This window comes from Bradyrhizobium sp. CCGUVB23, from assembly GCF_024199885.1.
Classification (GTDB): Bacteria; Pseudomonadota; Alphaproteobacteria; order Rhizobiales; family Xanthobacteraceae; genus Bradyrhizobium.
This window is the reverse complement of record NZ_JANADQ010000002.1, coordinates 174,106-200,779: the sequence shown is the minus strand read 5'-3', so window position 1 is coordinate 200,779 and position 26,674 is coordinate 174,106. Positions and strand designations below refer to the sequence as shown.

23 protein-coding genes and 3 pseudogenes are annotated in these 26,674 nt (G+C 60.5%); 13 read left to right on the top strand and 13 right to left on the bottom strand.

Annotated elements, in window-relative coordinates; all coding sequences use genetic code 11:
• Positions 1-49 precede the first annotated feature (49 nt).
• The 9 genes and pseudogenes from NLN62_RS49010 (at position 50) to NLN62_RS48970 (ending at position 8,434) form a co-directional block, all read left to right on the top strand.
• Positions 50-688 (top strand): ATP-dependent endonuclease, encoded by a 639-nt coding sequence (locus NLN62_RS49010; protein ID WP_254113996.1) that lies wholly within the window; start codon positions 50-52, stop codon positions 686-688.
• A complete protein-coding gene (locus tag NLN62_RS49005) occupies positions 685-1,554 on the top strand; it encodes a UvrD-helicase domain-containing protein (RefSeq protein ID WP_254113995.1) in 870 nt (289 codons plus the stop codon). The genes NLN62_RS49010 and NLN62_RS49005 overlap by 4 nt, the downstream gene beginning before the upstream one ends.
• A 3-nt stretch (positions 1,555-1,557) precedes the next feature.
• On the top strand, positions 1,558-1,839 hold the full coding sequence (locus NLN62_RS49000) for a hypothetical protein (protein ID WP_254113994.1): 282 nt from the start codon (positions 1,558-1,560) through the stop codon (positions 1,837-1,839).
• Between the two features lie 88 nt (positions 1,840-1,927).
• Positions 1,928-2,215, top strand: coding sequence for a transposase (locus NLN62_RS48995; RefSeq protein ID WP_254113983.1), 288 nt, complete (start codon positions 1,928-1,930; stop codon positions 2,213-2,215).
• Positions 2,212-2,658: an IS3 family transposase gene (locus tag NLN62_RS48990; RefSeq protein WP_254113984.1), complete on the top strand. Its 447-nt coding sequence runs from the start codon at positions 2,212-2,214 to the stop codon at positions 2,656-2,658. The genes NLN62_RS48995 and NLN62_RS48990 overlap by 4 nt, the downstream gene beginning before the upstream one ends.
• Positions 2,659-3,376: 718 nt before the next feature.
• A pseudogene (locus NLN62_RS48985) lies at positions 3,377-3,943 on the top strand (transposase); the annotation flags it as partial.
• Between the two features lie 85 nt (positions 3,944-4,028).
• Positions 4,029-4,220 (top strand): annotated as a pseudogene (locus tag NLN62_RS48980) (GntP family permease); the annotation flags it as partial.
• A gap of 42 nt (positions 4,221-4,262) precedes the next feature.
• Positions 4,263-5,384: an efflux RND transporter periplasmic adaptor subunit gene (locus NLN62_RS48975; protein WP_254113993.1), complete on the top strand. Its 1,122-nt coding sequence runs from the start codon at positions 4,263-4,265 to the stop codon at positions 5,382-5,384.
• On the top strand, positions 5,381-8,434 hold the full coding sequence (locus NLN62_RS48970; RefSeq protein ID WP_254113992.1) for an efflux RND transporter permease subunit: 3,054 nt from the start codon (positions 5,381-5,383) through the stop codon (positions 8,432-8,434). The genes NLN62_RS48975 and NLN62_RS48970 overlap by 4 nt, the downstream gene beginning before the upstream one ends.
• On the opposite strand, the gene NLN62_RS48965 is transcribed toward NLN62_RS48970, so the two are convergent.
• The 11 genes and pseudogenes from NLN62_RS48965 to NLN62_RS48915 form a co-directional block, all read right to left on the bottom strand.
• Complete coding sequence (locus NLN62_RS48965; protein WP_254113991.1) at positions 8,423-10,042, bottom strand: complex I subunit 5 family protein; 1,620 nt, start codon at positions 10,040-10,042, stop codon at positions 8,423-8,425. The two genes, NLN62_RS48970 and NLN62_RS48965, sit on opposite strands and share 12 nt — an antisense overlap.
• The gene (locus NLN62_RS48960; RefSeq protein WP_254113990.1) at positions 10,039-11,532 is read right to left on the bottom strand and encodes a complex I subunit 5 family protein; all 1,494 of its coding nucleotides are present in this window, start codon (positions 11,530-11,532) and stop codon (positions 10,039-10,041) included. Before NLN62_RS48960 ends, NLN62_RS48965 begins: the two co-directional genes overlap by 4 nt.
• The gene (locus tag NLN62_RS48955) at positions 11,529-11,867 is read right to left on the bottom strand and encodes an NADH-quinone oxidoreductase subunit K (protein WP_254113989.1); all 339 of its coding nucleotides are present in this window, start codon (positions 11,865-11,867) and stop codon (positions 11,529-11,531) included. The genes NLN62_RS48960 and NLN62_RS48955 overlap by 4 nt, the downstream gene beginning before the upstream one ends.
• Positions 11,864-12,826: a hydrogenase subunit MbhD domain-containing protein gene (locus NLN62_RS48950; RefSeq protein ID WP_254113988.1), complete on the bottom strand. Its 963-nt coding sequence runs from the start codon at positions 12,824-12,826 to the stop codon at positions 11,864-11,866. The genes NLN62_RS48955 and NLN62_RS48950 overlap by 4 nt, the downstream gene beginning before the upstream one ends.
• The gene (locus NLN62_RS48945; RefSeq protein ID WP_254113987.1) at positions 12,823-13,110 is read right to left on the bottom strand and encodes a monovalent cation/H(+) antiporter subunit G; all 288 of its coding nucleotides are present in this window, start codon (positions 13,108-13,110) and stop codon (positions 12,823-12,825) included. The genes NLN62_RS48950 and NLN62_RS48945 overlap by 4 nt, the downstream gene beginning before the upstream one ends.
• Complete coding sequence (locus tag NLN62_RS48940) at positions 13,107-13,379, bottom strand: monovalent cation/H+ antiporter complex subunit F (RefSeq protein ID WP_254113986.1); 273 nt, start codon at positions 13,377-13,379, stop codon at positions 13,107-13,109. The genes NLN62_RS48945 and NLN62_RS48940 overlap by 4 nt, the downstream gene beginning before the upstream one ends.
• Positions 13,372-13,842 carry a Na+/H+ antiporter subunit E gene (locus tag NLN62_RS48935; protein ID WP_254113985.1) on the bottom strand — a complete coding sequence of 157 codons (471 nt, stop codon included), beginning with the start codon at positions 13,840-13,842 and terminating at the stop codon, positions 13,372-13,374. The genes NLN62_RS48940 and NLN62_RS48935 overlap by 8 nt, the downstream gene beginning before the upstream one ends.
• Positions 13,843-13,945: 103 nt before the next feature.
• Positions 13,946-14,512 (bottom strand): annotated as a pseudogene (locus tag NLN62_RS48930) (transposase); the annotation flags it as partial.
• Positions 14,513-15,230: 718 nt separating this feature from the next.
• Positions 15,231-15,677 (bottom strand): IS3 family transposase, encoded by a 447-nt coding sequence (locus NLN62_RS48925; protein WP_254113984.1) that lies wholly within the window; start codon positions 15,675-15,677, stop codon positions 15,231-15,233.
• A complete protein-coding gene (locus NLN62_RS48920; RefSeq protein WP_254113983.1) occupies positions 15,674-15,961 on the bottom strand; it encodes a transposase in 288 nt (95 codons plus the stop codon). The genes NLN62_RS48925 and NLN62_RS48920 overlap by 4 nt, the downstream gene beginning before the upstream one ends.
• A 210-nt stretch (positions 15,962-16,171) precedes the next feature.
• Positions 16,172-17,197, bottom strand: coding sequence for an IS110 family transposase (locus NLN62_RS48915; RefSeq protein WP_254113982.1), 1,026 nt, complete (start codon positions 17,195-17,197; stop codon positions 16,172-16,174).
• Positions 17,198-17,404: 207 nt separating this feature from the next.
• Here NLN62_RS48915 and NLN62_RS48910 point away from each other — a divergent pair, with 207 nt between their 5' ends.
• Positions 17,405-18,430, top strand: a complete 1,026-nt coding sequence (locus tag NLN62_RS48910; RefSeq protein WP_254113981.1) for an IS110 family transposase — start codon at positions 17,405-17,407, stop codon at positions 18,428-18,430.
• Positions 18,431-19,605: 1,175 nt separating this feature from the next.
• Complete coding sequence (locus tag NLN62_RS48905; RefSeq protein ID WP_254113980.1) at positions 19,606-21,870, top strand: hypothetical protein; 2,265 nt, start codon at positions 19,606-19,608, stop codon at positions 21,868-21,870.
• Positions 21,871-21,912: 42 nt separating this feature from the next.
• Here the strand turns inward: NLN62_RS48905 and NLN62_RS48900 are convergent, their stop codons facing one another.
• On the bottom strand, positions 21,913-22,281 hold the full coding sequence (locus NLN62_RS48900; protein WP_254113979.1) for a hypothetical protein: 369 nt from the start codon (positions 22,279-22,281) through the stop codon (positions 21,913-21,915).
• Positions 22,282-22,559: 278 nt separating this feature from the next.
• On the opposite strand from NLN62_RS48900, the gene NLN62_RS48895 reads away from it, so the two are divergent.
• The gene (locus NLN62_RS48895; RefSeq protein WP_254114250.1) at positions 22,560-23,510 is read left to right on the top strand and encodes a class I SAM-dependent methyltransferase; all 951 of its coding nucleotides are present in this window, start codon (positions 22,560-22,562) and stop codon (positions 23,508-23,510) included.
• 1,666 nt (positions 23,511-25,176) lie between these two features.
• On the opposite strand, the gene NLN62_RS48890 is transcribed toward NLN62_RS48895, so the two are convergent.
• On the bottom strand, positions 25,177-25,458 hold the full coding sequence (locus tag NLN62_RS48890) for a LexA family transcriptional regulator (RefSeq protein WP_254113978.1): 282 nt from the start codon (positions 25,456-25,458) through the stop codon (positions 25,177-25,179).
• A 38-nt stretch (positions 25,459-25,496) separates the two neighbouring features.
• Between NLN62_RS48890 and NLN62_RS48885 the strand changes: the two genes are divergently transcribed.
• The gene (locus tag NLN62_RS48885) at positions 25,497-26,627 is read left to right on the top strand and encodes an IS630 family transposase (RefSeq protein WP_254113977.1); all 1,131 of its coding nucleotides are present in this window, start codon (positions 25,497-25,499) and stop codon (positions 26,625-26,627) included.
• The last annotated feature ends 47 nt before the right edge of the window (positions 26,628-26,674 follow it).

The window sequence follows — 26,674 nt, the reverse complement described above, 5'->3', positions numbered from 1 at the left end:
AAATCAATGGCCTGAAGGGGTCCCGACGACGCCACCCCACAGCAGCTTCGTGGCCAACAAGCTCGGCCTCGACCATCTGATCGTGCTGCGCGAGGGCAAGGTGGTCCGGATTTCGGAGCTGCAGGCCAGCGACTTCTTCAAGAAGCTTGCAGGGTACGACACCTTGCGCCTGGCTTTGGCCAAGAAGGCGATCCTGGTGGAAGGCGACTCCGACGAACTGGTGGTCCAGCGGGCCTACATGGACGCCAATGGTGGGCGCTTGCCTATTCAGGACGGGATTGACGTTATCTCGGTCGGTACGGCCTTCCTGCGCTTCCTCGAGCTAGCCCTGGCGTTGAAAATCCCGGCGGCCGTGGTGACCGACAACGACGGCGACACCGCTGCAGCGCGGAAGAAGTACGCCGCGTTCGATGGCCAACCGTCGATCAGGATTTGCTTTGACCCCGACGTCGACACCGGTGGGCTGACGGTCAAAGAAAAGCCCTTCAATTACAACACGCTTGAGCCAAAAATCCTGAAGGCGAACGGTCTGGAAACCCTCAACAAGATGCTCGGGACCGCTGCCAAGACAGACGATGAACTCCGCCTTCATATGCGCGCCAACAAAACCGAGTGCGCACTGGCCATCTTCAGTTCGAAAACGGCGATCACATATCCTGACTACATTACTCGGGCAATCGCGCCGTGATTGGCGAGAATAGTCTGGTCATCGCGGCAGCCGGCTCCGGCAAGACCACCTACCTCGTCAAAGAGGCACTTAAGATTAGGGACCAGCGGGTCCTGATCACCACCTACACCGAATCCAACGAGGCGGAGATCCGCCAGAAATTTTTCGACGTCGTTGGCCATGTTCCGTCGAACGTGGTGATCATGACCTGGTTCAGTCTCTTGATTACCCATGGCGTGAAGCCGTTCCAGGGTGCGGTATTTGAATTTCTGGTCAAAGGCATGGCATTGGTCCAAGCCCAGTCGGCCATTCGCTACACCAACAGCCGGGGCATCGCGGTGACCTGGCCCGAAGGAGACATCGCAAACCACTTCTTTGATCGGCGTGGACAAGTCTTCTCGGACAAGCTGTCCAAGCTCGTGATCCGATGCAACGAGCAGAGCGGCGGCGCGGTCGTCGACAGGCTGAGCCGGGTGTTCCCTCACGTTTTCATCGACGAAGTCCAGGACCTCGCTGGCTATGATCTCGACATCATCGAAGCGCTGGCGCGAAGCCCGGTCCGCCTGCTGATGGTTGGCGATCCTCGGCAGGTGACCTACCTGACCCATAACGAGCGCCGCTTCGCAAAATATGCCGACGGCGGCATCGCCGACTTTTTACGGACGCTGCCCAAAAAGCTGAAGATCGAGATTGACGAGGTAAGCCTGAACCGATCGCACCGTAACAGCGAGGCCATCTGTGCGGTTTCGTCACGGCTATTCCCCGGGTTTGCTGCCACTCAGGCTTGCGAGTGCGCCTCGTGCCGTCGCCCTCTGCCGGCCAGCGCTGGCGTCTTCATCTTGAGAATCGCAGACTATGCTCATTATCTGGCGACCGTCAGACCCTGACCCGTGCAGCTGCGCGACAAGGTCACCAGCAGGGGGGTCGACCCGTCGTCGCAGGCGGTGAACTTTGGAGAATCCAAGGGACGTGGCTTCGACCACGTCGTGATCCTGCCAACGGACGCGATGAAGCAATGGCTTGCCGATCCGAACAGCAAGCTGGCGGCACAAAGCCGAGCAAAGTTTTACGTTGCGCTCACGCGCGCGCGTTACAGCGTAGCTATTGCGATGGATTGGAGATCGGCCTCGCTGCCGGCGGGCTTTTCGCTTTACCAAGTGCCAGCAATCTGATTCTGGGATCTCTGAAGTGGACCCCGGATTTTGGACCGGCGGCTTAGGTGGTGCGGATGCCGTTCCGTTTTGATAAACGGAGCGGACCATGAAGAAGACGAGACGGACAATCGATGCGGCGCTGAAGGCAAAGATCGCCTTGGAGGCGCTGCGAGAACAATCAACGGTGACGGATCTGGCGCAGCGCTACCAGGTGCATGTGAACCAGATTTATGCCTGGAAGAAACAGCTTCAGGATCAAGCGGTTCGGGCGTTCGACGCGGGCGCTGGTCGGGATGGCGAGGCGGCCCACGAACTGGAGGTCGAGAAGCTCCACGCCAAGATCGGACAATTGACGGTCGAGCGGGATTTCTTAGCCAGGAGGTCCGAAAGATGAGCGCGCCGGATCGCCGAGGATTGCTTCAGCGCGATCATGCGAGTCTATCGATCCGCCGGCAATGCCAACTGCTGAGCGTTGCGCGATCGAGCGTGTATCGGCCGCCGCGGCCGGCCAATGACAACGACCTTGAGCTGATGCGGCGGATCGACGAGCTGTTCACGGCCTGGCCGTTCTTGGGCTCGCGGCGGATGACGGCGATGCTCAATAGCGAAGGCTGTCGCATCAATCGCAAGCGCGTGCAGCGGTTGATGCGCAAGATGGGCATCGCGGCGCTGGGACCAAAGCCCAGAACCACAAAGCCGGCGCCGGGACACAAGATCTTCCCGTATCTCCTGCGCCATATGGTGATCGACCGACCGAATCAAGTGTGGGCGGCCGATATCACCTATCGTGCGCCTCGCCCCGAGGAATCGGGGGAGCGTATGTTTGGAATGCATTGAGAAAGGAGGAATTTGACGAGCCTGCTTCCTGCTGTGGGGAAGCATGAGCCCAAGCGGCGGTGACCTGCTGTCAGCTGGCAGGGTGACGTAGCCCGCAGGTAAAGGGGACTGAGGCGAAACCGTTACGCCGAGATGGTTCCCGAGGCTGAGTATCGGAAGGTTGAGGAACACGAACCGGTTCATCCGCGTCTGTGGGCTGAAATGTCGCCTCCGCCTACACGGTTTAACAGGCGGAATGCTGAATGGTGTCGAAGGATATGTAGCCGGAGACACCCGAACGCGAGCGTAGATGTAGGGCGTCTTGCGTGGGCCGAGGGGAGAACACAGCCAAACCTGAGGCAACGGCATCGACTTGCAGCAAGCAAGGGAAAAGACTGCGACCGGCAACCTCACCGATGCGCTGGTAGTCCAACATATGAACGAGGGAAGGCATGAGCGGAATGGCAAGGGAGTTGACCCCGATGTCCGTCATGCTGGCAGAGCTCCCGTAGTAGTCCGAGGCCGGGAAAGCCGGTCACATGGCGAAGGGGAGCAGTTTGAGTTGCTTGGAGTGCACGTGATCTGACCTAATGAGGTGAAGACCTTTGATAATCAGTGAAATGCAGCACAAGCTCGCGATATCAGGATGTCGCAATGGCCATGGGCCAGACTTGAACGGAGAGCCGTATGCGCTGAAAGGTGCCCGTACGGTTCGGGGAGGAGAAGCGCTTATGCGCTTCTTACTCCATTGCCGATCGGCCAGGGCTTTCTGTATCTGGTGGCTATCATCGATTGGGCGAGCCGTGCGGTGCTGGCCTGGCGCCTGTCGAACACGATGGACACATCGTTCTGCGTGTCTGCGCTCGAAGAGGCCTTGGCGCGCTTCGGCCGGCCTGAGATCTTCAATACCGACCAGGGCAGCCAGTTCACCAGCGCCGCCTTCACCGGCACGCTGGCCGCCACCGGCGTCAGGATCTCGATGGACGGTCGTGGGCGCTGGATGGACAACGTGTTCATCGAGCGGCTGTGGCGCTCGCTCAAATACGAGGACATCTATCTCAAGGGTTATTCGGATGGTCGCGAGGCCAAAGCCGGAATCGCCCGATGGATCGAATTTTACAATTTCCAGCGCCCTCATCAGGCGCTGGAAAACCGCGCGCCGATGGCGGTCTGGCGGGCCGGTGTCACCGGCGCATTCGGCGAACAGGCTGTGGATATGACGCTTCTCGCAAGCGAGAAGCTTGGACAACGCTGCGCGTTGCCCGCATCCCCACAGCCACAACAGCAGCAGGCAAGAGTAGCGTAAAGATATTGGGAAGAACGAACGGCAGCAGCTCCACTTAAAAAACCGGACCCAGTGGTCCTCAGCATAGGGTCCACTTCAGAGGTCGCATCGGGTCGCGGTAATTGGCTCGGGCACGCTAGACAGCTTGCCTCACAACGGCGCGGTGGTGACGCTTCTGTCCGTATGCGGGTGCACGCATGGCTCGAGCTACAAGGATATTTTCGTCGTCGCTATTCTCGGCGCAATCATCGCTCTCGTCGTGGTCATTGTGCTCGGCTCACTCGTCGGTTCGTTCTGATCTATCCGCTTGGCTACCTGTGATCAGCAATATGAGGCTCCGATGCCGATCTCATCCCGCATCCGCAGCTCAGGCTGGCGTCTTTCCGGCCAGCCAGCGCCAGCACTCGCTGCACTGACACTCATCCTGGTGCTCGCCGGATGCGGGCGCGAGACCGCCGGAGAGGCTCCGCCGCCGCGCCCGGTTCGTACGGTCGTCGTTGAAAAGGGCGGCTTGGGCGAATCGATTGCTCTGACAGGGCAGATCCAGGCGGAAAAGGAAGTCGCACTGGCCTTCCGGATCGGCGGCAGGATCATCGAGCGCTCGGTAGATAGGGGTGATCGCATCACGCCAGACCAAATTGTGGCCAAGCTCGATCCGCAGAACGAATTGAATTCGCTTCGTTCCGCGCGCGCCGCGCTTGCCGCCGCTGCGGCAAGGCTCGAGCAGGATTCCAATCATTTCGACCGACAGGACACGCTGTTGAAGCAGGGCTGGACGACGCGTGCCAATTTCGATCAGGCCCAGCAGGCGCTCCGCACAGCGCAGGCGGCTGTGGATGACACCAAGGCCCAGCTCGAAATTGCGGAGGATCGCGTCAGCTATACCCAGCTCAAGGCGGGCTTGACCGGCACGGTCACCAACCGTGCGGCGGAATCCGGCGAGGTGGTGCAGGCGGGTCAGATGGTATTCATGGTCGCACGCGATGCCGGCTGGGACGCTGTCTTCGACGTTCCGGCTCAAGTGCTGCGCACTGCACCTGGAGACGCCGATGTGGTCATCGCCCTGACCGACGATCCCAATGTCACCGCGAAGGGCCGCGTGCGACAGGTCGATCCGCAGGCTGACCCGGTCACGCGCACGTTCAAGGTGCGCGTTGCGGTCAATGATCCGCCGACCGCGATGCGGCTCGGTGCGACGGTAACGGGCCGGATGGAGATCGACCATGGTCACGGAATTTCGCTCCCTGCGAGCGCCTTGACCGCGAAGGAAAAAAATTCGGCAGTGTGGGTGGTCGATCCCGCCAACCTGACGGTCGCCCTCAAACCGGTCGAAGTCCTGCGCTTTGATCCGGGGACGGTGGTTCTTTCGGGAGGACTTGACGGTGGCGAGATCGTAGTCACAGCCGGTGTGCAGGCGCTTCATCCCGGTCAAAAGGTCAGACCGCTCGGAGTGCGGTCATGATCGGCCCAAACCTTTCCGACTGGGCGCTCAAACATCGTTCCTTTATCGTCTTTACGATGATCGCGATCGTGATCGCCGGCCTGTCGTCCTATTTTCGTCTAGGACGCAGCGAAGATCCGGCCTTCACCTTCCGCACCATGATCGTGCAGGCGGCCTGGCCGGGGGCAACGCTCGACGATACATTGAGCCAGCTGACCGAGCGCCTTGAGCGAAAGTTGCAGGAGACAAGGGGCCTTGATTTCCTGCGCTCCCATACCAGTCCGGGCCTGACGACGATCTTCGTCACTCTGAAAGGCTCGACCTCCGCAAGGGAGGTGCCGGACATCTGGTATCAGGTGCGCAAGAACATCGGCGATATCACGCACACCTTGCCGCAGGGCGTGGTCGGCCCCGGCTTCAACGATGATTTCGGCGACACCTACGGCCTCATCTACGCCTTCACCGCCGATGGTTTCAGCCATCGCGAGTTGCGCGATTACGTCGAAGACATGCGTTCGAAGCTGTTGCTGGTCAAGGACGTCTCCAAGATCGAGATTCTCGGCGCGCAGGACGAGCAGGTCTATGTCGAATTCTCCACGAGCCAGCTTGCGGGCCTGGGGGTCGACCGCGCCGCCCTCGTCGATGCACTCCGGGCGCAAAACACGGTGATTCCGGCCGGGTCGCTCCAGACCGGAGACGAGAAATTGTCGATCCGCGTGACCGGCACCTTCCGGTCCGAGAATGATCTGCTCGATGTCAATTTTCCGTCGAACGGGCGGCTAATCCGTCTGCGCGACATCGCCCAGATTCGCCGCTCGCTGTCCGATCCGCCGCAACCGATGTTCCGCGTCAACGGCAAACCGGCGATCGGCCTTGCCATCGCCATGCGCGACGGCGGTGACATTCTGGCGTTGGGCGACAATATAAAGAAAGCGATCGAATCCGGCATGTCCGATCTGCCGCTCGGCATCGACGTGACGCTGGTGTCCGACCAGCCGGTGATAGTGAAGAATGCCATTGGCAAATTCATGACGTCCCTCTGGCAGGCCATCGCGATCATCATGGCCTGCAGCATCGTCAGCCTTGGAATCCGGCCCGGCGCGGTGGTCGCCTTGTCTATCCCGCTCACGGTCGCGATCATTTTCCCGATCATGGAACTCATCGGGATCGATCTGCAGCGTATTTCGCTCGGCGCGCTGATCATCGCCCTTGGCCTTTTGGTCGACGATGCGATGACGACGGTCGATGTGATGATCTCACGCATGGCGGCGGGTGACAGCAAGGAACGAGCGGCGACTTTCGCCTATGACACGCTGGCATTTCCGATGTTGACCGGCTCATTCATCACCGCTGCGGGCTTTGTGCCAATCGGCTTTGCACGGTCTTCGGCCGGCGAGTACACGTTTTCGATTTTCGCCGTCGTAACGATCGCACTGATCGTCTCCTGGTTCGTTGCGGTGCTGTTCGCACCGCTGCTCGGAGTCTGGCTGCTCAAATCTCCTGAACCGAGAAAGGACGAAAAGCCGAGCCGTATTATGAGCGCATTCCACGGGCTGCTGCTGACGGCCATGCGCCGTCGCTGGACGACCATTGCGATCGCGCTCGCGTGTTTCGCAGCGTCGGTTTTGGCCCTGCCGCTGGTGCCCCGGCAATTCTTTCCGGCTTCGGACCGTCCAGAACTGGTGGTCGACCTTACCTTGCCGCAAAATGCGTCGATCTTCGCCAGTGATCGCGTGGCGGCCAAGCTCGACGCCATCCTCAAGGGCAATCCTGACGTCACCAGCTGGAGCACCTATGTCGGGCGAGGCGCGATCCGCTTCTATCTTCCGCTGAATGTGCAGCTTAACAATGACTTCTTCGCGCAGGCTGTGGTCATCGCCAAAGATGTTGCCGCGCGCAAAAGACTGCAGGCTGCGCTTGAGCAAAAGCTGGCTGACGAGTTCCCTAGCGTTGTTTCTCGCGTTTCGCCGTTGGAGCTCGGACCGCCGGTCGGATGGCCGGTGCAGTATCGCGTCAGTGGTCCGGCTTTGACAGAGGTTCGGACGATTGCCTTGCAACTTGGCCAGCTGCTCGGTTCCGACAACAATCTGCGGGGGGTAAATTTCGACTGGATGGAGCCGGCGCGCAAGGTGCGGATCGAGATCGATCAGGATCAGGCGCGCCTCCTTGGGCTCAACTCGCAGGGGCTTTCGGCTTATCTGAACACAGTGATGACCGGTGCCCCGATCACCCAATTGCGTGACGACATCTATCTTATCGACATCATCACCCGCGCCCAGGACGAGCAGCGTGTCTCGCTCGCCACCATGCAATCCTTGCAGGTGCCGTTGCCAGGCGGCCGCACCGTTCCCTTGAGCCAGATTGCGCGCTTTGAGTTCGGCCAGGAATATCCGCTGGTTTGGCGGCGCGACCGCGTTCCGACTCTCACCGTCCAGGCCGATGTCATCCCCGGCTCGAGCCCCGAGGCGGCGGTGACTTCTTTGGCTCCAGGGGTGGAAAAGCTCCGGGCAAGCTTGCCGGCGGGCTACCGCATCGCCGTGGGTGGTACGGTCGAAGAAAGCGCCAATTCACAGGCCTCGGTCTACGCCATGGTTCCGGCAATGCTGTTCCTGATGCTGCTGTTCCTTATGGCGCAGCTGCACAGCTTCAGTCGGCTCGCGATGGTTCTCAGCCTCGTGCCGATGGGGCTGATCGGTATTGTCGCGGCCTTGCTGGTTTCCGGCCGGCCTCTCGGTTTTGTCGCCATTCTCGGAATCCTGGCGTTGATGGGCATGATTGCGCGCAACGCGGTCATCCTCATCGAGCAGATCGAGGCTGAACGCGCACAGGGGCGCGAGATGTGGGATGCGGTCGTTGAGGGCGCGGCGTCACGTTTCCGGCCGATCATGTTGACGGCAATCTCGACCGTTCTCGGCTTTGTTCCGATTGCACCTACGGTATTCTGGGGGCCAATGGCTTTCGCTATCATGGGTGGCCTGTTCGTGGCGACCGTGCTGACCTTGCTCGTCCTACCCGCGCTCTATGTGATTTTCTTCCGCGTCAATGAACCGGAAAAACGACTAGTGGTTTGAGATGCCCGCCGTCAGCAGAGCCAGGATAATCAGAAGCAAGGAGACGCCTGCCGCCGGCCATTGCCTGAGACGGGCGTCAAGCATGTCGAGGGATGGACCAACACTGAGGAGGCGGCGGAATGCGGCCTCTTCAAGGACTATGCTGTCGCCGACTGGCACAAAAGGCGGAGAGCGACCGATCCGTGCAAGTAACAGCGCGAGGCCCACACCGAGCACCACAGGCAAAAGCCCGTCAAGGAGATTGCCGAATTCAAACGCGTACGACGCATCGCCGACTGCCGGATAGAAGGCCCACGGTAGCAGAACCGCGCCAAGCGCAACGGCGGGCCAGAAGCGGCGGAGGCTGGATGGACATTCCTGTGCGGCGTCCGCCGGCGGCACGGCGAGGCAGATCAGGAAATGTGCCATTAACAGCGCCGTGGTGATTGAAGAAAGGGTGGCGAACACCGCCGCCGATCCGCCGGAGAATTGTGCTTTTGTTGCAGCCTTGGCCAGCGCGCCGCCCGTCAACGGCAGCCCCGCGAGACTGAGGGCAAGCAGGCCGGCAAGTACAAACGTCGTAGGGGAGTGCCTGATGCCTGGTGCGGCCAGCGCGCCAACAGTCAGGAACAGGGCAGCTTTGACCAGCAGATGGTTTGCCGCATAGAAGGCGACGTCGAGCGAGGCGTCAGCCTGTCCTTTGACCAGCGCCATGCCAAGCGCAGCGGTGATGACGCCCATCTGGCTGATGCTGGAGTACGCCAGAATAACCTTGGGGTTTTGCTGGGTCAGGCCGAAAGCCACGCCGTAAAAGGCGGAAAAAAAGCCCACAGCCACCAAGGCGTCGCCCCATCCCCCCAGCGGAATTCCGAGTGGCAGGAAGCGTATCAGCCCGATCACGCCGGCCTTGACGGCTGCACCGCTCAAGAGGGCGGCGGCAGGGATCGATGCGGCACTATAGGTGAGCGGCATCCAGCCGTTGAACGGAATCATCCCGATTTTCATGCCAAAGCCGGCAATGACCAACGCCAGGGTAGCGTCTCGCCAAGGTGAGGCAGGCAAGGCGGCGATGACATCTGCGATGCGCGCGCTGCCTTGCGGCTCGCCTGCCGCAAGCATTGCGAAGGCGAGCAGCAGAAGCGCCTCACCCAGAATGGTGAAAGCCATATAAATCGCGCCGGCGCGTTTCTGTTCGCTGTCGTCGGAGAAAGCGAACAGGCCATAGGCCGGAATGCTGACGAGCGCATAGAAGAGATAAAAGGAAACAAGGTCACCGGCGATGAAGACGCCGATGTTGCCGGTCATGGTGAGAAGCCAGGAAAGGCCAAAACGGTCATCGGGCCGGCGGTCGCGCCAGAGAGCCGCGCTGACGACGATCCAGATGAAGGCCGCGCAGGCGAGGAGCAACGCGCCGGGCGGATCGAGGCGAAGGGTGAAGCCCACGACAGGCAGGTCGCAAACAAGCGGCGCGCGGGTCAAACCGATGAGGCCAGCCCCCAGACCAGGTAACGGAGCAAGCCATTGCAGGGCCGACGCGTGATGCCGCCAGCCTTTGGCGAAGCAGGCAAGGAGGAATGCCAGCGGCGTGGCCAGACTCGCTACCAACAGCGTGGAGGCAAGGTCAGTCATGGCAGTCCTGCCACCGGGCGGCCGATTTCAAGGAAGTCGAAGAAAGTTTGCGGCGCAAAGCCGAGCGCAATGGCGATTATGGCGAGCGCAAGCGCAATCGCCTCCTGGCTGCGCTTCGGAGGCAATACCGGCACGATTTGGTCGCCGGACAATGCGGGCGCAAGAATGCGGTAGACATAGCCGGCCGCAAGCAGGCCGCCGGCGAGGATAGGAAGCGTCCAGAACCATTGGCCCGATTCTACGGAAGCTTGCAGCATCAGCCATTTGGCGGTGAAGCCGCCGCTCGGTGGCAGGCCCACCAGCGACAGCCCGCCGAGCGCGAAGGTTAGGAAGGTCAGCGGCAGAGCGCGCGCCGCGCCGCGGAATTTTGCGATCTGGTCATGGCCGAGTGCTTCGGCGAGCAGGCCGGCTGAGAAAAACATCGCCGCCTTGGCGAATGCATGGGCGAGTATCTGCATCAAGCCGGCACTCCACCCGATGGAGCTCCAGGGCTGCGCTCCCGCCGCGAGCGGGAAAACCAGAAACAGATAGCCGATCTGGGCTACAGTCGAATAGGCGATCAGCAGTTTCAGCCGCGCTTGACGCAAGGCAATGATGCTGCCCACGACCACTGCCGCCGAGCCTAGCCAGCCGAGAACCTCGGCCGCCTTGTCCACGGGAAGGGTGGGAAGGATATAAAACCACAGCCGCAGCGTGAGAAAGAATGATCCTTTGACCACCAGGCCTGAGAGAACGGCGCTCGCTGCGGCCGGCGCGTTGGCATGAGCGGGCGGCAGCCAGAGATGCAGCGGAAAAAGAGCTGTCTTGGCGAGCAGGCCGCTGGTTATCAGAGCAGCCGCCGTCCAAACGACAGGCGTGGCCTGAACCCGTTGTGCGAGAAGCGGTATGTCCAGTGTTCCGTGCGCGCCGTACAGCAACGCGACACCGAGCAGATATGAAATCGACCCGAACAGGGCGAAGAGCAGATAGCGCAGGGCGGCTGCGAGCGTTTCGGCGCGGCCATCGACGCAAACGAGGGGCACCGCAGCGAAGGTGAGCAGTTCCAGCGCGACGTAGAGGTTGAACAGGTCTCTCCCTTCGAAGATCATGATCAGCGCGGCCCAGATGGCCTGAAGCATGATCCAGAATGTCAACGCGCTTCGGCTTTCGCCGACGCCGTCGGGGGTCGTGAATTTCGCGCGGGCATAAAAGGCGGCCGCGGTGACGATCATCGCCGCAGCGATCAGCATGACCGCCGATATGCCATCGGCGCGCAAGGCGATGCCGAGCGGCGGCGACAACCCACCGATTGCATAGACGATGGGCTTGTCTGCCCAAGCGACATGGAATGCGATCGCACAGGCCAGCGCAAATCCGAACGGCGTCGAGCAAAGCGCGACGCGCTCGGCATTCCGACCGCCGAGTGTGAATGAGAGGATCATACCGGCCGCCGGCAGCAGAATCGCAAGAACGAGCAGGTAGCCGCCGGGCGTCCCGAGCTCCGCCGTCACTTTGCGTCCTCGCCATTCGGCCTGATCCAGGCCTCGGGGTCCAACGAGACGTGGCCGCTCTCGGCGGAAAGGCGCAATATCAGTGCCACTGCGAGAGCGCTGGCGGCAAAGGCGACGACAATTCCGGTAATGACCATGGCCTGTGGGATCGGGTCGAAGCGAAATCCAGCAGCCGCGCCGCGCCGCGCGACAATGCCGAAAACGAGAAAAACACCGCTGCCCATCAGATTGAAGGCCAGCAATTTGCGCAGCGGGTGAGGATGGAGAATGAGGCCATAGAGCCCGAGGCCAACCAAAGCCGCGCCGGTCAATCCTGCGAGAACCGACGGGGTCATCGATCGGATCTCCCGACCGGCGGACCGGCGACGAGCATCGGCAACGCCGCCGCAATCGAGAGCAGCATGAACGCTTCGATGAACAGAATGATCGGCTTGGCGAAGCTGTGCGGATAGGCGAAGAAGCTCCCCGCGATCACCGCGCCTGCCAGGCCGATGATGAGGAATACGGCAGGCCCAGCGACCAAAGCCAGGCGGAGCCATCGCGCGTCGATGCGGGGCGGCTCCGCCAGCCGCGCCATCATGGTGACCATCCACATCGCCGCAAGGAGCGCGCCGCCCTGAAAAGCGCCGCCCGGCGCATTGGCGCCGGTCCAGAAAATATGGATTCCAATGAGCACGCCGACAGGCGCCAGCATCTGCGCGAGAAAGACCATGGGAGCGTAGGGTTGGGAGTGGCGGAGCGGCGCCGGTGCGCCGCGCCACGCCTCGTCGGCGCCCACCGACCAAACTCCGACCACAGCCAGGATCAGCACGATCTTCTCGAGCATTGTGTCAAAGGAGCGATAGGACATCAGCACCGCCGTGATGGGGTTGCCGAGACCGGCACCGGCACCGTCGGCGGCGAGGGCTGCTTGCGGGGCGAGCGAGGGAGGCGGATCCGGCAGCGTCAAGATGGCGACGCCGAGCGCGCTGGCGACGAGCACTGCGAGCAAGCCGGCAAGGAGTCGGAGAGGGAGTTCCGGTTGCGCCTCCTGCGCCTCCGGCACAACATTCTTGACCGTTCCCAGCCTCTTGCCGGCGGTAATCAGCAGGACCCCGGTGACGCCACCGCCAACCGCCGCCTCGGTCAAGGCAACGTCTGGAGCGTAAAGGCGAATCCAGACGAAGGCGAGCAACAGCCCATAGGCGACATAGCCGACCACCGAGGCGAACAGGTCCCTCGCAACGACGGTCCATACGGCGACGGCAAGGACCAAAAGGGCAAGGCCGACATCAATATAAGGGAGAACACTCATTTGCGATCTCGCCTCAGCGCGCGGCCGATCAATTGTGCGGCCGAGGCCCCGGAGAGCAGAACCAGAGCCCAAACGACGATCAGTTTGAACGCTGACAGTGCGTTTTCGGCGAGGGGGATCAGGCCCAGTACAACGAGACCAAGGCCGAGATTGTCGGCTTTAGTCAAGGCATGCAGGCGCGTGAGCGAGTCCGGAAAGCGCAAAAGACCAACCGTGCCCGCGAAAAGGAAAAACGTGCCGGCGCCAATAGCGCCGATGCTCATAAGGTCGAGAAGCGCGATCACGCCTCAGTGTCTCCCTGTTGAGCGTCAAGCAGATTGACGAAAGCAACGGTGGCGAAGGCGGCAAGCAAGGCGAGACCGAGCGCCACATCCTCCACGCCGGGAACGTCTGTGGCGTAAGCTATCAACAGCAGCGCGGCGATGCCGCCCGTGCCGAGTAGTTGGACCGCCATCAGTCTTCCCACGTCGTCCGATCCGTACAAAATGCGAGCGAGTCCGATCCCGACAGCAAGGACGATCAGGCCCGCGGCTGCGAGAAGGAGTTCATTCATGCCTGATCGCCTTGCCGAACAGAGCCTCATCCGCCTGGACGGATGCCGCGATGGGCTGCGAAATGTCGAGGCCGTGTACCCGAAGCGTTGCGCCTTCTGCACTCGTGGGCAAGGTTCCCGGCTGAAGGCTTGAATAAACGAGGAAGACGTTGCGGGCGAGGCCGGACGGCAGTGTAAAGGGTAAGGCAACGAATCCAGGGCGCAAATCATGGCGCGGCAGCAGCGCACGTCGCGCGACGTCCACGCCCGCGATGATCGACAAACTCAGGAAGCGAATGATGAGCTTGGCAAGCGGGGCGAGACGCAGACCGACAGCCGTGGGCGGCAAGAGCGACAGGCTGATCCAAAGCGCGAGTACAGAAGCCGCAAATCCGATCGGAAGATCCTCTTCCTTCCAATCGGCGATCATGAGCCAGACGCCCATAAAGAATGTGAAACGTGCGGCTATTGCTTTCGTCATCATCGGAACTCGAAACGGCATCGTGCAGTGAAGTGGACCCTATGCTGAGGACCACTGGGTCCGGTTTTTTAAGTGGAGCTGCTGCCGTTCGTTCTTCCCAATATCTTTACGCTACTCTTGCCTGCTGCTGTTGTGGCTGTGGGGATGCGGGCAACGCGCAGCGTTGTCCAAGCTTCTCGCTTGCGAGAAGCGTCATATCCACAGCCTGTTCGCCGAATGCGCCGGTGACACCGGCCCGCCAGACCGCCATCGGCGCGCGGTTTTCCAGCGCCTGATGAGGGCGCTGGAAATTGTAAAATTCGATCCATCGGGCGATTCCGGCTTTGGCCTCGCGACCATCCGAATAACCCTTGAGATAGATGTCCTCGTATTTGAGCGAGCGCCACAGCCGCTCGATGAACACGTTGTCCATCCAGCGCCCACGACCGTCCATCGAGATCCTGACGCCGGTGGCGGCCAGCGTGCCGGTGAAGGCGGCGCTGGTGAACTGGCTGCCCTGGTCGGTATTGAAGATCTCAGGCCGGCCGAAGCGCGCCAAGGCCTCTTCGAGCGCAGACACGCAGAACGATGTGTCCATCGTGTTCGACAGGCGCCAGGCCAGCACCGCACGGCTCGCCCAATCGATGATAGCCACCAGATACAGAAAGCCCTGGCCGATCGGCAATGGAGTAAGAAGCGCATAAGCGCTTCTCCTCCCCGAACCGTACGGGCACCTTTCAGCGCATACGGCTCTCCGTTCAAGTCTGGCCCATGGCCATTGCGACATCCTGATATCGCGAGCTTGTGCTGCATTTCACTGATTATCAAAGGTCTTCACCTCATTAGGTCAGATCACGTGCACTCCAAGCAACTCAAACTGCTCCCCTTCGCCATGTGACCGGCTTTCCCGGCCTCGGACTACTACGGGAGCTCTGCCAGCATGACGGACATCGGGGTCAACTCCCTTGCCATTCCGCTCATGCCTTCCCTCGTTCATATGTTGGACTACCAGCGCATCGGTGAGGTTGCCGGTCGCAGTCTTTTCCCTTGCTTGCTGCAAGTCGATGCCGTTGCCTCAGGTTTGGCTGTGTTCTCCCCTCGGCCCACGCAAGACGCCCTACATCTACGCTCGCGTTCGGGTGTCTCCGGCTACATATCCTTCGACACCATTCAGCATTCCGCCTGTTAAACCGTGTAGGCGGAGGCGACATTTCAGCCCACAGACGCGGATGAACCGGTTCGTGTTCCTCAACCTTCCGATACTCAGCCTCGGGAACCATCTCGGCGTAACGGTTTCGCCTCAGTCCCCTTTACCTGCGGGCTACGTCACCCTGCCAGCTGACAGCAGGTCACCGCCGCTTGGGCTCATGCTTCCCCACAGCAGGAAGCAGGCTCGTCAAATTCCTCCTTTCTCAATGCATTCCAAACATACGCTCCCCCGATTCCTCGGGGCGAGGCGCACGATAGGTGATATCGGCCGCCCACACTTGATTCGGTCGGTCGATCACCATATGGCGCAGGAGATACGGGAAGATCTTGTGTCCCGGCGCCGGCTTTGTGGTTCTGGGCTTTGGTCCCAGCGCCGCGATGCCCATCTTGCGCATCAACCGCTGCACGCGCTTGCGATTGATGCGACAGCCTTCGCTATTGAGCATCGCCGTCATCCGCCGCGAGCCCAAGAACGGCCAGGCCGTGAACAGCTCGTCGATCCGCCGCATCAGCTCAAGGTCGTTGTCATTGGCCGGCCGCGGCGGCCGATACACGCTCGATCGCGCAACGCTCAGCAGTTGGCATTGCCGGCGGATCGATAGACTCGCATGATCGCGCTGAAGCAATCCTCGGCGATCCGGCGCGCTCATCTTTCGGACCTCCTGGCTAAGAAATCCCGCTCGACCGTCAATTGTCCGATCTTGGCGTGGAGCTTCTCGACCTCCAGTTCGTGGGCCGCCTCGCCATCCCGACCAGCGCCCGCGTCGAACGCCCGAACCGCTTGATCCTGAAGCTGTTTCTTCCAGGCATAAATCTGGTTCACATGCACCTGGTAGCGCTGCGCCAGATCCGTCACCGTTGATTGTTCTCGCAGCGCCTCCAAGGCGATCTTTGCCTTCAGCGCCGCATCGATTGTCCGTCTCGTCTTCTTCATGGTCCGCTCCGTTTATCAAAACGGAACGGCATCCGCACCACCTAAGCCGCCGGTCCAAAATCCGGGGTCCACTTCAGAGCTTCGCGGGACGAGCCTTCAATGTGGACGACGCACTTTGCTGGGTCAGCGGTGCAACCCCATCAGCGGAATGGCTCGGCTCACGTCCCGGCAGGGACACCTCAGTGTTCAGGCTCTGAGCGCTATCGGGATTTATGCGGGGGCTCCGGCCTTCGGATTGAAGAGCTCGCCGGTCTTAAGCATCGTATGCATTATAACCGCCAGTTTGCGCGCCACAGCCACGGCAGCTCTTTTGAAGCCGAGTCTCTCCCGGAGCTGCAGACCCCACGTGCGCAGAGTGCTGTCGGTTGAGCTGCGCGTCAAAATGACCGTCGCCGCTTCGTAGAGAAGCCCTCGCAAATGGCGATCGCCACGCCGGGATATATGACCGTCATAATCGACTTCTCCGGATTGGTAGCGGCGCGTCGTCAGGCCGATCCATGCGCCGACAGATCGGGATTTCTTAAAGTTGTCCGGCTCCTCAATGGCCGTGGCAAAGGCAGTTGCGGTGATCACACCGATGCCGGGAATGGACATAAGGATGCGGCAAGCCTGGCTCTGTCGCGCGTCGCGGACCAACTGGCGTCCGAGTTCGGCCGCGCGGATGCGAATGCCACGCCAGGCTTCCAACAGCGGAAGCACAATCGATGCAAGTCCGTCTTGATCGGCAAGAAGGCTCCGGACGTTCTTCTCGAAGCTGCTTCCCTTTCCGGCTGGAACGACGAGACCGAAGGTTTTCATGACACCGCGGATCTGGTTGGAAAGCTCGGTGGCGATTCGGACAAGCCGCGTGCGCGCCGCCACAAGCGTGCGGGTCAGCATGCTATCGAATCCCTTCACGCGGACCTCGCGAAAGAAACCGACTTCCGCCAGCTGCGCCAGACCATCGGCATCGTTCGCGTCCGTCTTGTTCGCCGCCATATCGAGCGCCGCTTTAGCATGGCGCGCATCGATGCAGATCGCCAGCAATCCTTCAGTGCGCAGAGAATGATAGAACCATACCGACAGCGGTCCGGTCTCGAACACCACTCGTTTCACGGCCGGCGCCCGCTTGCGGATGAGTTCGGCGATGATACTGGGATCCGATGCGCACTTACCGCGCCAGATCCGTTCACCTGCTCGACGGATTGAGACTGCCGTCTCTTTCATCGACACGTCGAGACCGATATACTCTTCCATGGCTGTTCTCCATTCGATGCTTGGGCCCGGCGTCCAGTCGTGAGCCCGTATTTCCATCCTATCGAGGAACAGCCGCCCTCCAAAACTCGTGATTGGCTTTAGGGCAGCTCGCTCCCGCGATTACCCCATGTGGACGCCCCTCTCGACGGCATCAATGTGCCAAGATGGTGGTGTCGAACAGCCACCGCAGAGAAAGGAGCGTCCGCCATGGAAGTTAGCACGATCGGGCTGGATTTGGCGAAGAATGTATTTCAGGCGCATGGGGCGAATGCTGCAGGTGTCACTATTTTCCGCAAACAGCTGCGGCGTAACAAGGTGCTGGAGTTCTTCGCCAAGCAGCCGGCGTGCTTGGTCGCGATGGAAGCCTGTGCGGGCGCGCACCATTGGGCGCGCGAGATCGGCAAACTCGGCCACACAATTCACCTCATCCCGCCTGCCTACGTGAAACCTTTCGTGAAACGGCAGAAGAACGATACGGCCGATGCCGAAGCGATCTGTGAGGCCGCTCAACGGCCAACGATGCGCTTTGTCGCCGTCAAGAGTGCGGAGCAGCAGGCTAGCGCGGTCGTGTTTCGGGCGCGCGACCTCCTGGTGCGACAGCGCACGCAGGTGATCAATGCTCTACGCGGCCACCTTGCCGAGTACGGCGTGATCGTTCCCCAGGGGCCATCTCACGTCGTCAAGCTCATTGAACAGCTGGAGGATCCGAGCAGCGAGTTGCCAGAAGCCGCCCGACTGGCACTCGAGCTGCTGGTTGATACGCTGCGGTTGCTGGATCACAGGATCAAACATCTTGACGTCGAGATCGCACGCCGTGCCCGGGAAGACAAAACTGCGCGGCGGCTGGCAACCATACCAGGTGTGGGCCCGATAACAGCAACAGCATTCGTCGCTCTGGCCCCCGCCGCCACGACATTCAAGAAAGGCCGCGACTTCGCTGCCTGGCTGGGACTGACACCGCGGCAACGCTCGACCGGCGGAAAACAAAAGCTTGGCGCAACGTCGAAGATGGGTGAGCGAACCTTGCGGCGCTTGCTCATCATCGGCGCTTGCGCCGTCGTGCGGCATGCTCGTCGCCGCGGCACTTCTCCCCAAGGATCGTGGTTGGCGAGGATGCTCTCCCGCAAGCCGCCCATGCTCGTGATCGTCGCCCTTGCCAACAAGATGGCCCGCACTGTCTGGGCGCTTTTGGCGAAAGGCGGCGTCTACCAAGCTCCGGCCGCGGCGGCATAGCCGTCCAGCCAGAGGTCGTCGAGAGTGTAGGAAGGTCAGACGGAAAGGAAAGGTATGGCGCAACAGTCGATGAGACGGGATCGGGAAAGCCAGTTCCTCCCACAGTGCCCCAAGTTCGAGCACGCTTCTGTGATTTGGCCTCCGATCCGCGAACTCCCATACGGGCCCGCGAACGCATGACCGGTCGCATCAGAGGCCGGACAGATGTCAGCACCCGACTACGCGCAGAACCTCACGAAAGATTCTACTTGCACTCACGGGGGCGTCCACAGATGGGAGGAGTATTGGCTGAAGCGTTAAGGTGAGCCAGGCGAACGGATCGCGTGGTTCATCTTCGCTGTGTTGCGACGCTCGCTCAGGTCCGCCCACCCCATCACTACCAGCGAAGAGACTACTTTTCTCGTAATTGTTCGCGGGCCCTTGGCGCGCTATTTGCTCGGCTCGCCTTAAACTTATGGAGCTGTGCAATGCTAAACAAACAATTGAGGGTTCCGCTTGTCGGCCGAGAGCATGGCTATGATGGTCAACCGATCATGCGACGAGATCACCACGGAATTATGCGGCCGTGGGGGAGTTGGGCTTGTTGGTATGCTTCCGCTTGCATGGTGTCGTATTACTTTCGCCCGGGGCCCCGCCTGGGCTTGCCCACGCTTTGGCGGGCCGACGCGGGCCTCGACCGAAACTGTTTTCATTATTTGGCTTCGATCGAAGGATTGGAGAGGCTCGTAGAGCCACATGCGGATTTACGCGCGATTTTCTCGTCGAGACGTTGCTGAGGCGAGGACCGATCTGGGCTGCGGTACCTCTGGGATCGGGGGATATGCATGTAGCGGTACTGACCAGCGTGAGCGGATATACGCTACAATTCAATGATCCTTCAACCCCAGAGCGCGCAGAAATTGACTTCTTTGATCTTGAGCTCGACGAGCTTTTCGTCAAGAATCGCGATTGGCTGTGAACGCTCCGCCGCAAGTCCCCTTCGCACAAGACCTAGCCCAGCCGACACCTGACGCGGTCATTTCTGCCTGGCAAACTCTGGCAACACGGCAGCACTTATAGGATTGAACCAGGCGAGAGTTTCTTGTGCACCCAGGAAAACGCCCCTCGTCAGCCAATCGTCAGCTAGGCTGGTCTATCGAGATTGACTGCGCATTCTCGATTGTATCGGATGGAATATGACGGGCAAAGATCGATCGCACGTTGGGACTGTAGGTGCGGACAGCGCGGGAAGATCAAGCAGTTCGGGTTCAGAGTCCACTCTCGACCCTTGGGAAGGCAGCCAATTTTTCGACTCCGTCTTGGAGCGGATGCGCTCTGGGCCTCAAGATGGAGCCGCCGCGGCTGCCATCCAGCCGCGAACTTCGGGTATGGCAGTCCCCATTTCTTCGATGGGCGGCAAGATCAAGGCAACAAAGCAACAAATGGACAGCCTGCTTGAGGAACTTGAAGCTTGCCGTAATGCGGCCAAGCAAGCGCAGAACTCCTCGGAGGCACTAGAGCTGGGCGACCGGCTCGTTAAGGCAGGCTCAAAAGTTCTGGAGTTCTACACTAGCCTGCCCCAGCATGAGGCGCGTGGCATTCTGTCCGACAATCAGGCTCGCCGAGTGCGCGACGAGGCGCTCCATGTTACGGACCAATGCAACGCACTGGCCACCCCGACCATACTCGCCTTGGAGCAGAGCAGAACGACTGCGACAGACGTGCTTGAGCGGATGCTCCAATCCAATGCTCACTCCGATCAAATGAGCCGAGCGGTTTCAAGCGTGGCAAACCGCTATGCGGCCTGCATGGAGTGGTGGGAAAAAAAGGCGTTGCGTTCGGAACGGATGCAAGGCGTCTGCGCCGCTACTGCTAAATTACCCAAGCCAACGACCAAGATGCGGCAGGCCGAAGAGGCCGCACTGCGGCTGCACAGCGGTTGGGCACTTCATACGAAGTGCATGCATCTGCAATCGCGGGTCGCTCTCGCGCAAATCATGATTGAGCCTCACGCGAGCACGTTTCAACCAGTCATGAGGGAAATCCTCATGGCCGAGAACGGACGGGCGCGCCTGTTGGGAACCTTCCTCGGGGACGTCTTTCCGGCATTCGTCTCGACATCGGACGCAGTTCTACACAGCCAAGGACGCGTACTCGACGGAGCGCACTGCGCCGTCCTGGAAGGAGTCATGGAGCGACTCTCGGAATTTGCGTTGGGCGTGCACGACCTTGTTTCAAAGCTAAGGGATGCCGGAACAGGTACCGACCTGCCATTCGAGTTGTTGGGTCAGATCGTGGAAGGCGCGTGGCTCACTGCGCACGACGTTATGCGCCTCCTGGATCTACAGCCCAAGACGCAAGCCATTATTTCACCGGCGCTCGAGGATGGGGCTGCGATACCGGCCAACACTGCCGGCGAGGCTGTAGTGGCTGAAGGCACTACAGCGCGCAGGAAGGGGAAAGGCAAGCGCACGCCGGCCGCCGGCGCCGGGAGTTCGGCGGCCGCGTGGACCCAGCCGCAGGTCGCTATGGCCGACAAGGCCACGGTGCCAGCAGCCAAGGTTGTCGTGCTCTCGGATCTAGGTACGAAGAAGCTCGTGAGCGCGGAGGAGGCGCATGCGAGGGCGTCATCGTCGGCGACGGCACACTTGGCAATCTGGCAGGCTCCGCCGTCGAAGGAGGTAGTCACACGACACCTCGAGCGGTTGGATGAACTTCTGCAATTCGATCTGGCTGGTCAGCAAAAGGCCGCTTCGCAAGCGCGCCAGATGAAACCGGAGGACGCCGACCACCTCGTGGACACCGTGGTCGAGCGCCTGCAGACCCAGGCCGCCGAGATGCAGGCCTGTGTGGCCGCGTTGGAGGAGCCTCGTCGACGCGTCCTACTCGCGCCTGCGCAAGTGCGCGAGGTGCACGACAAAATAGTCCGACTCAAGATGATGGGGTCCGAGGCGCAGGGGCTGGCCAAGGCTTTGAACGAGCGAAAGGCCATGACTAGAATTGATTGCATGAAGACCTACGACTTTCCGTCGCAGAAGTACCTTGAACACTTGCGGGCGGTCGAGGAGTTGGCGCCTGCGGATCTACCGCTCGCGTTAAAGGGCGAGCCAGGAGTGTTGTTTGAGATCAAGCTGCAACCCAAGGCGCTGCGCAATGGTGCAATGCCAAGTCCAATGTGGGTGCACATCCATACGAAGCGGCCGGTACATGCGCGGCAGTTGGCGATGCTGGACGACGCCGATTTCGCCGCTTGCCACGTCAAGTCCAATCAACAGCGCGGCTACAATCAGCAGTGGCAGAACGCCCGGGCTGCCACGGGTCACGAGAACGTCGTGGTCCACCGCGGCAAGCTCACGCCTGCGTTCTGTAAGTCCCTGTTGACCACAGCGCTTAGCGGCGACTCACGCTATCCGCTTGCTGAGGCGGAGCACTGGTCGACGCAGGCCGCTCGACACCTGTAGTTGGGGGGTGTCTCACGGTAAAGTCCGATTGTGGTGACACCATCAGTCAGACCTCTCCGAAATCCGGAGCCCGCGAGCCGTGCTCTCCACAAAGCGCGACCGCAACTCGTCATTGATACGGATGCGCCACGGCGCGCTAGGTGTGATCTGTTCTCCGGCAATGAAGCCATCGTTGAGGCATCGATGCAAAGTAGAGAGTGCGGTCCCGAGAGCGCGTGCTGCTTTCTCGATCGTCATGCACTCGCCGTCCTGCACTTGCTGTTTCGGCTCGAAGCACGGGATCTCCCAGTGCGTCCGCAGGCTCGACACACGATTTGCCGTAAACGACAGTCCTGTGGCCGTTGTACGGCCTTGGCGATTGAGGATGCCGGCGATCTTGGTGTCGGGATAATGTGCAGCCAGTCGCCGCATGTGTTTCGGCGTGGGGTCTCGACCATGATCAGCGTAGGGGTCCCGTCATCTCAAATCAATGAAATCAACGGCCTGAAAGGGTCTCGACGACGCCGATGGGGGTCAATGTTCGATCAGTATTCACAGCAATCTCATACATGCTCTGCAATAAGAGTTAGGTCCGCGTCGCCTCGAAGCAAGACTGAAAAGCGCGCGATGGGGTTTATGCTTCGGCACAATCTGTGCGATAAGGCATCGAGTACTTGGAGGCAACAGCCGTCGAGTGGTTCGCAAATGCGATGGGAGAAATTGGGTTGCATACAGACTTTTCGCGTATCAATCGGTCGAAAGCCGTATTCGATGATATTTATGCTTCGGATGATCCGAGGGCATATTTCTCTGTCCTGGGAGACTTGGATTATATGATCCCGGACGTGGCTGAGCCGGTTGTGCGCCAAATTCTGGCAGCGAAAGCTTCGGCAACCGGCCTTAAGCCGGTTGTGCTTGATATTGGCTGTTCGTACGGTATCAACGCGGCAGTGCATCGGTTTCCACTCACCTTCGGAGGCTTGCGTCACCGCTATGCTCGGCGCGAGATGAGGGCGATCAGTTCTGAGGCATTGGTGCGTCTCGATCGTAATTTTTATGCAGCGTGGCCTGATGTCGGTTTGGCGCGATTTATCGGCCTCGATGTGTCCGCACCGGCAATCAGCTATGCAACGGATGTTGGTCTCCTGGAGCAGGGCATTGTCGCTGATCTTGAAAAGGAGGCGCTATCGACGGACAGCGCGCGCGTTCTCCGCTCAACGGATGTTATTTTGTCGACGGGTTGCATCGGCTACGTTACCGAAAAAACGTTCAGCAAAATTCTCGATGCGACAAAGCGTCCATGGATCATCTCTTTCGTGCTACGAATGTTCCCATTCGATTCTTTGGCAGCGACGTTCGCGAAGCGCGGCCTTGCGACTGAACGTCTTACCGGCGCGACGTTTATCCAACGTCGCTTTCGCGATGCTGAAGAATTTGAATGTTGTTTGGCCAGCTTGGCAGCTCTTGGCGTCGATGCTAGCGGCCTTGAATCCGAAGGGCTGTTTCACGCCGATCTGATCTTGTCCCGCCCTGAGGCGGATGTGCGCGCCATGCCTCTGGAAGACATTGTCACCGTCGCCAGCGGTCGGGGGCGGCCGATCGGGCCCCGTTATGTTCATGTTGACGGCAACGAGGGCTTGCAGGTCGCGCTGGAGCCGTGACCGAGTAATATCGGGCTCGCCGGATTAGGACTTGCCGTGCTCGTGCACGCCGGGCTCATCGCCGCTCGGAGCTGGATGGTAAACGCGTGATCGGCTGAGGCCCACAGCTCCGCATTGCGGCGTACCCACGCCGGCGACCGGCCGGATAATGGGCCGATCGTCGGCCTTTTTCGCCAGCCCTCCGGCGAAGAAGGCTCAAGGCGGTGCCGATGGAGGGCGTGAACTGAGCATCCCCCCCCCCAACGATCAGGGTTATCCCCTTGGTACGCTGAAAGTCGCTATTCGTGTCTTTCCTCTGTTAATTGTATCGATCAGGGTACCGACAAACACGCGCGCTCCCCTCACGACTACAAGACTATAGCGTCCGTTTGTCATTCGTCGTAGATGGAGGGAAGCAGCGATGCTTATTCTGCGAGGAGTCGAGGAAAAATCTAGGAATGAGTTGACTTTGCTCGACCGATTAAGAGTGCCGCCCGTAATCGGTCTGGCAGCGGAAAACCCGGCGAGCGACCATCAAACGGCGCGGATGATCATGCATGCGATGTGGGTCGCCTTGTCAATCGGTCGGCGCTTGCCCAGGATCGGAAGATATGAACGCTGCTGACCCCGAGCACGTAGCCATTGCCGGCCTGACGTCGTTGCTGCTCGATGTCGCCAACACCGCGTCACTCACCGGCCGAAGGGCTCGTCAGCCTCTCGACAGCTAGCCCATGTAGGCACCGTGATTCGGTATGACTTCGGACAGGAATGTTAGTGTGCCCCCAGTTAATTTCGTCCATCCAGATTCTTGGCAAGCGTGGGATGCCATGTTTCAAGAGCAAGAGGTGGAACGGGACAGGCCCGAAAGCTTCGAGCAGCACTTGCACGGGACGCTCCGAGCCGACGCTCTCGTTTCTGGAGGGGCTTCCCCTCAAGACCGATATTGGCCGCATCTATCTGACAAAGATCGTCGCTACATCGAGGGCGCGGCACAGGAGTTTGCACGCCGGGGGCTGCGACCGGGGACCGTTACTAATTATGCTCGAGCACTTCGTAGATTGGGGAATCATCTCGGGGAACAGGGCCAAACGATTCTTGGAGTCGAGCACGGTTTTTTGGTCGCTCACGCCGAAAAGGCTTTCCCGCGTGACCCGCAAATGGTTCTCGCGCTAAACGCCCTTCGGGCGTATCGCGATCCCGGTCCTCCAAATAAGAAACGTCCACGTGACGAAATCTCTGTGGAAGATGCAAGGCTCATCGACGAGGCGGTCCGGGCCGAGGCTGATTGCCGGAATCTGAAACCAAGAACAAGCGAGGGTTACACTACGGCTCTTTGTCGCTTGGGAATGCATCTCAAGGAGCAGGGCCATACGATCGCTGGAGCCGATGGCGACTTCCTGGTCGCCCACGTTAAAAAGTGTTTCCCGCGTGACGCGGAAATGGGTACCGCGTTGAACGCGCTTCGGAAGTATCGCGACCCCGGTGCTCCAGTTAACCAGCGCCCAGTTATGGAAGTCTCTGAGGAAGACGCGCGTCTCATCGACAGCGCGATCCTGGCCGCTACTCCGCGCCGGGGATGGAAACCGAGCACCGTCGAAGTGTATGTTAGGAGCTTGCGCAAGCTCGCGGACTCTCTCGGGCCTCAGCAAACGATAACTGCAATCGATCACAACTCTCTAGTGGTTCATCACAGTGATTTTGACGTTTTGATGCCGAGCCATTGGAGGATGGGCAAGTTTTCGGGTGGCAAGAGGATCTCGATGCTTCGTGCGACGCCAGGCTTGCGACGAATGAACCCGTTGCGTTCGAGGGTGACGATCATCTGGTGAACTGACGGTGGGCTGACGCGGAAGTGGCGCTGGATGTCGGCCTCGGCGGGCGGCTGTCCGAACATGTACGAATAGGTATGGATGAAAGCGAGATAGTGCCCCTGCTTCTCGGTGAAGTGCACGCCTGATTTTTGACTCATAGCTGGATTCGTCCCGGCCTCCGACAAGGAGGCGAAGCATGAATGTACGTTATCGGGTGGAATTGAGCCAAGTCGAGCGGGACGAACTGACGGCGATGCTCGGCGGCGGCAAGCATGCCGCCCGCAAACTCAAACGGGCTCAGATTTTGCTGGCGGCCGATGGGGACAGTTCTGACGCAGAGATTGCCCGAACCGTCCGGGTCAGCCTCTCCACTGTCGGCCGGACCAAGCGCCGCTTCGTGGAAGGCAATCTGGAGCGGGCCTTGAGCGAGGAGCCGCGTCCGGGCGCAGAGCGCAAGCTGACCGGCAAAGAGGAGGCCCTGCTGGTGGCGACCGCATGTGCCAAGCCGCCAGCTGGCCGCAAACGCTGGACGCTGACACTGCTGGCCGACACGATGGTCAAGCTCACCGATCACGACAGCCTGTCGGGCGAAACCGTGCGCCGCCGGCTCACCGAGAACGATCTCAAGCCCTGGCGCAGGGACATGTGGTGCATTCCCCAGGTCGACGGCGAGTACGTCGCCCGCATGGAGGACGTGCTCGATCTCTACGCCGAGGCGCCGGATCCCGAGCGGCCGCTGCTTTGCTTCGACGAGACCCCCGTCCAGCTGATCGGCGAGGTGCGCCAGCCGATCCCGGCCCAACCGGGACAGCGCGAGCGATACGATTACGAGTACCGCCGCAACGGCACCGTCAATCTCTTCGTCACCTTCGATCCGCATCGCGGCTGGCGCAACGTCCAGGTCACCGAGCGCCGCGCCGCCGTAGACTACGCCCACTGCATGCGTGAGCTCGTCGACGTCCATTATCCCGATGCCGCCTGCATCCGGGTCGTGCAGGATAATCTGTCGATCCATACCGCCGGCGCGCTATATCAGGCATTTGCGCCTGCCGAGGCCCGTCGCATCCTGCGCCGCCTCGAGTTCCACTATACCCCGAAACACGCCAGCTGGCTTAATATGGTCGAGTGCGAGATCAGCGTGCTGCAGCGCCAGTGTCTCGGCCGTCGTATCGACGATCCCAAAAGGCTCCGAAAAGAGATCGCAGCATGGCAACGGCAGCGAAACAAAGTCCGAGACCGCATCAAATGGATGTTCACAACCGACAAAGCCCGCGCCAAACTCGGTCGCGCCTATCCGGTTGCTCCCAAAGAGTCAAAACCACAGTGATGAACCACTAGTCGCTCACGTCAATAAGTCATTCCCGAATAGCTGGA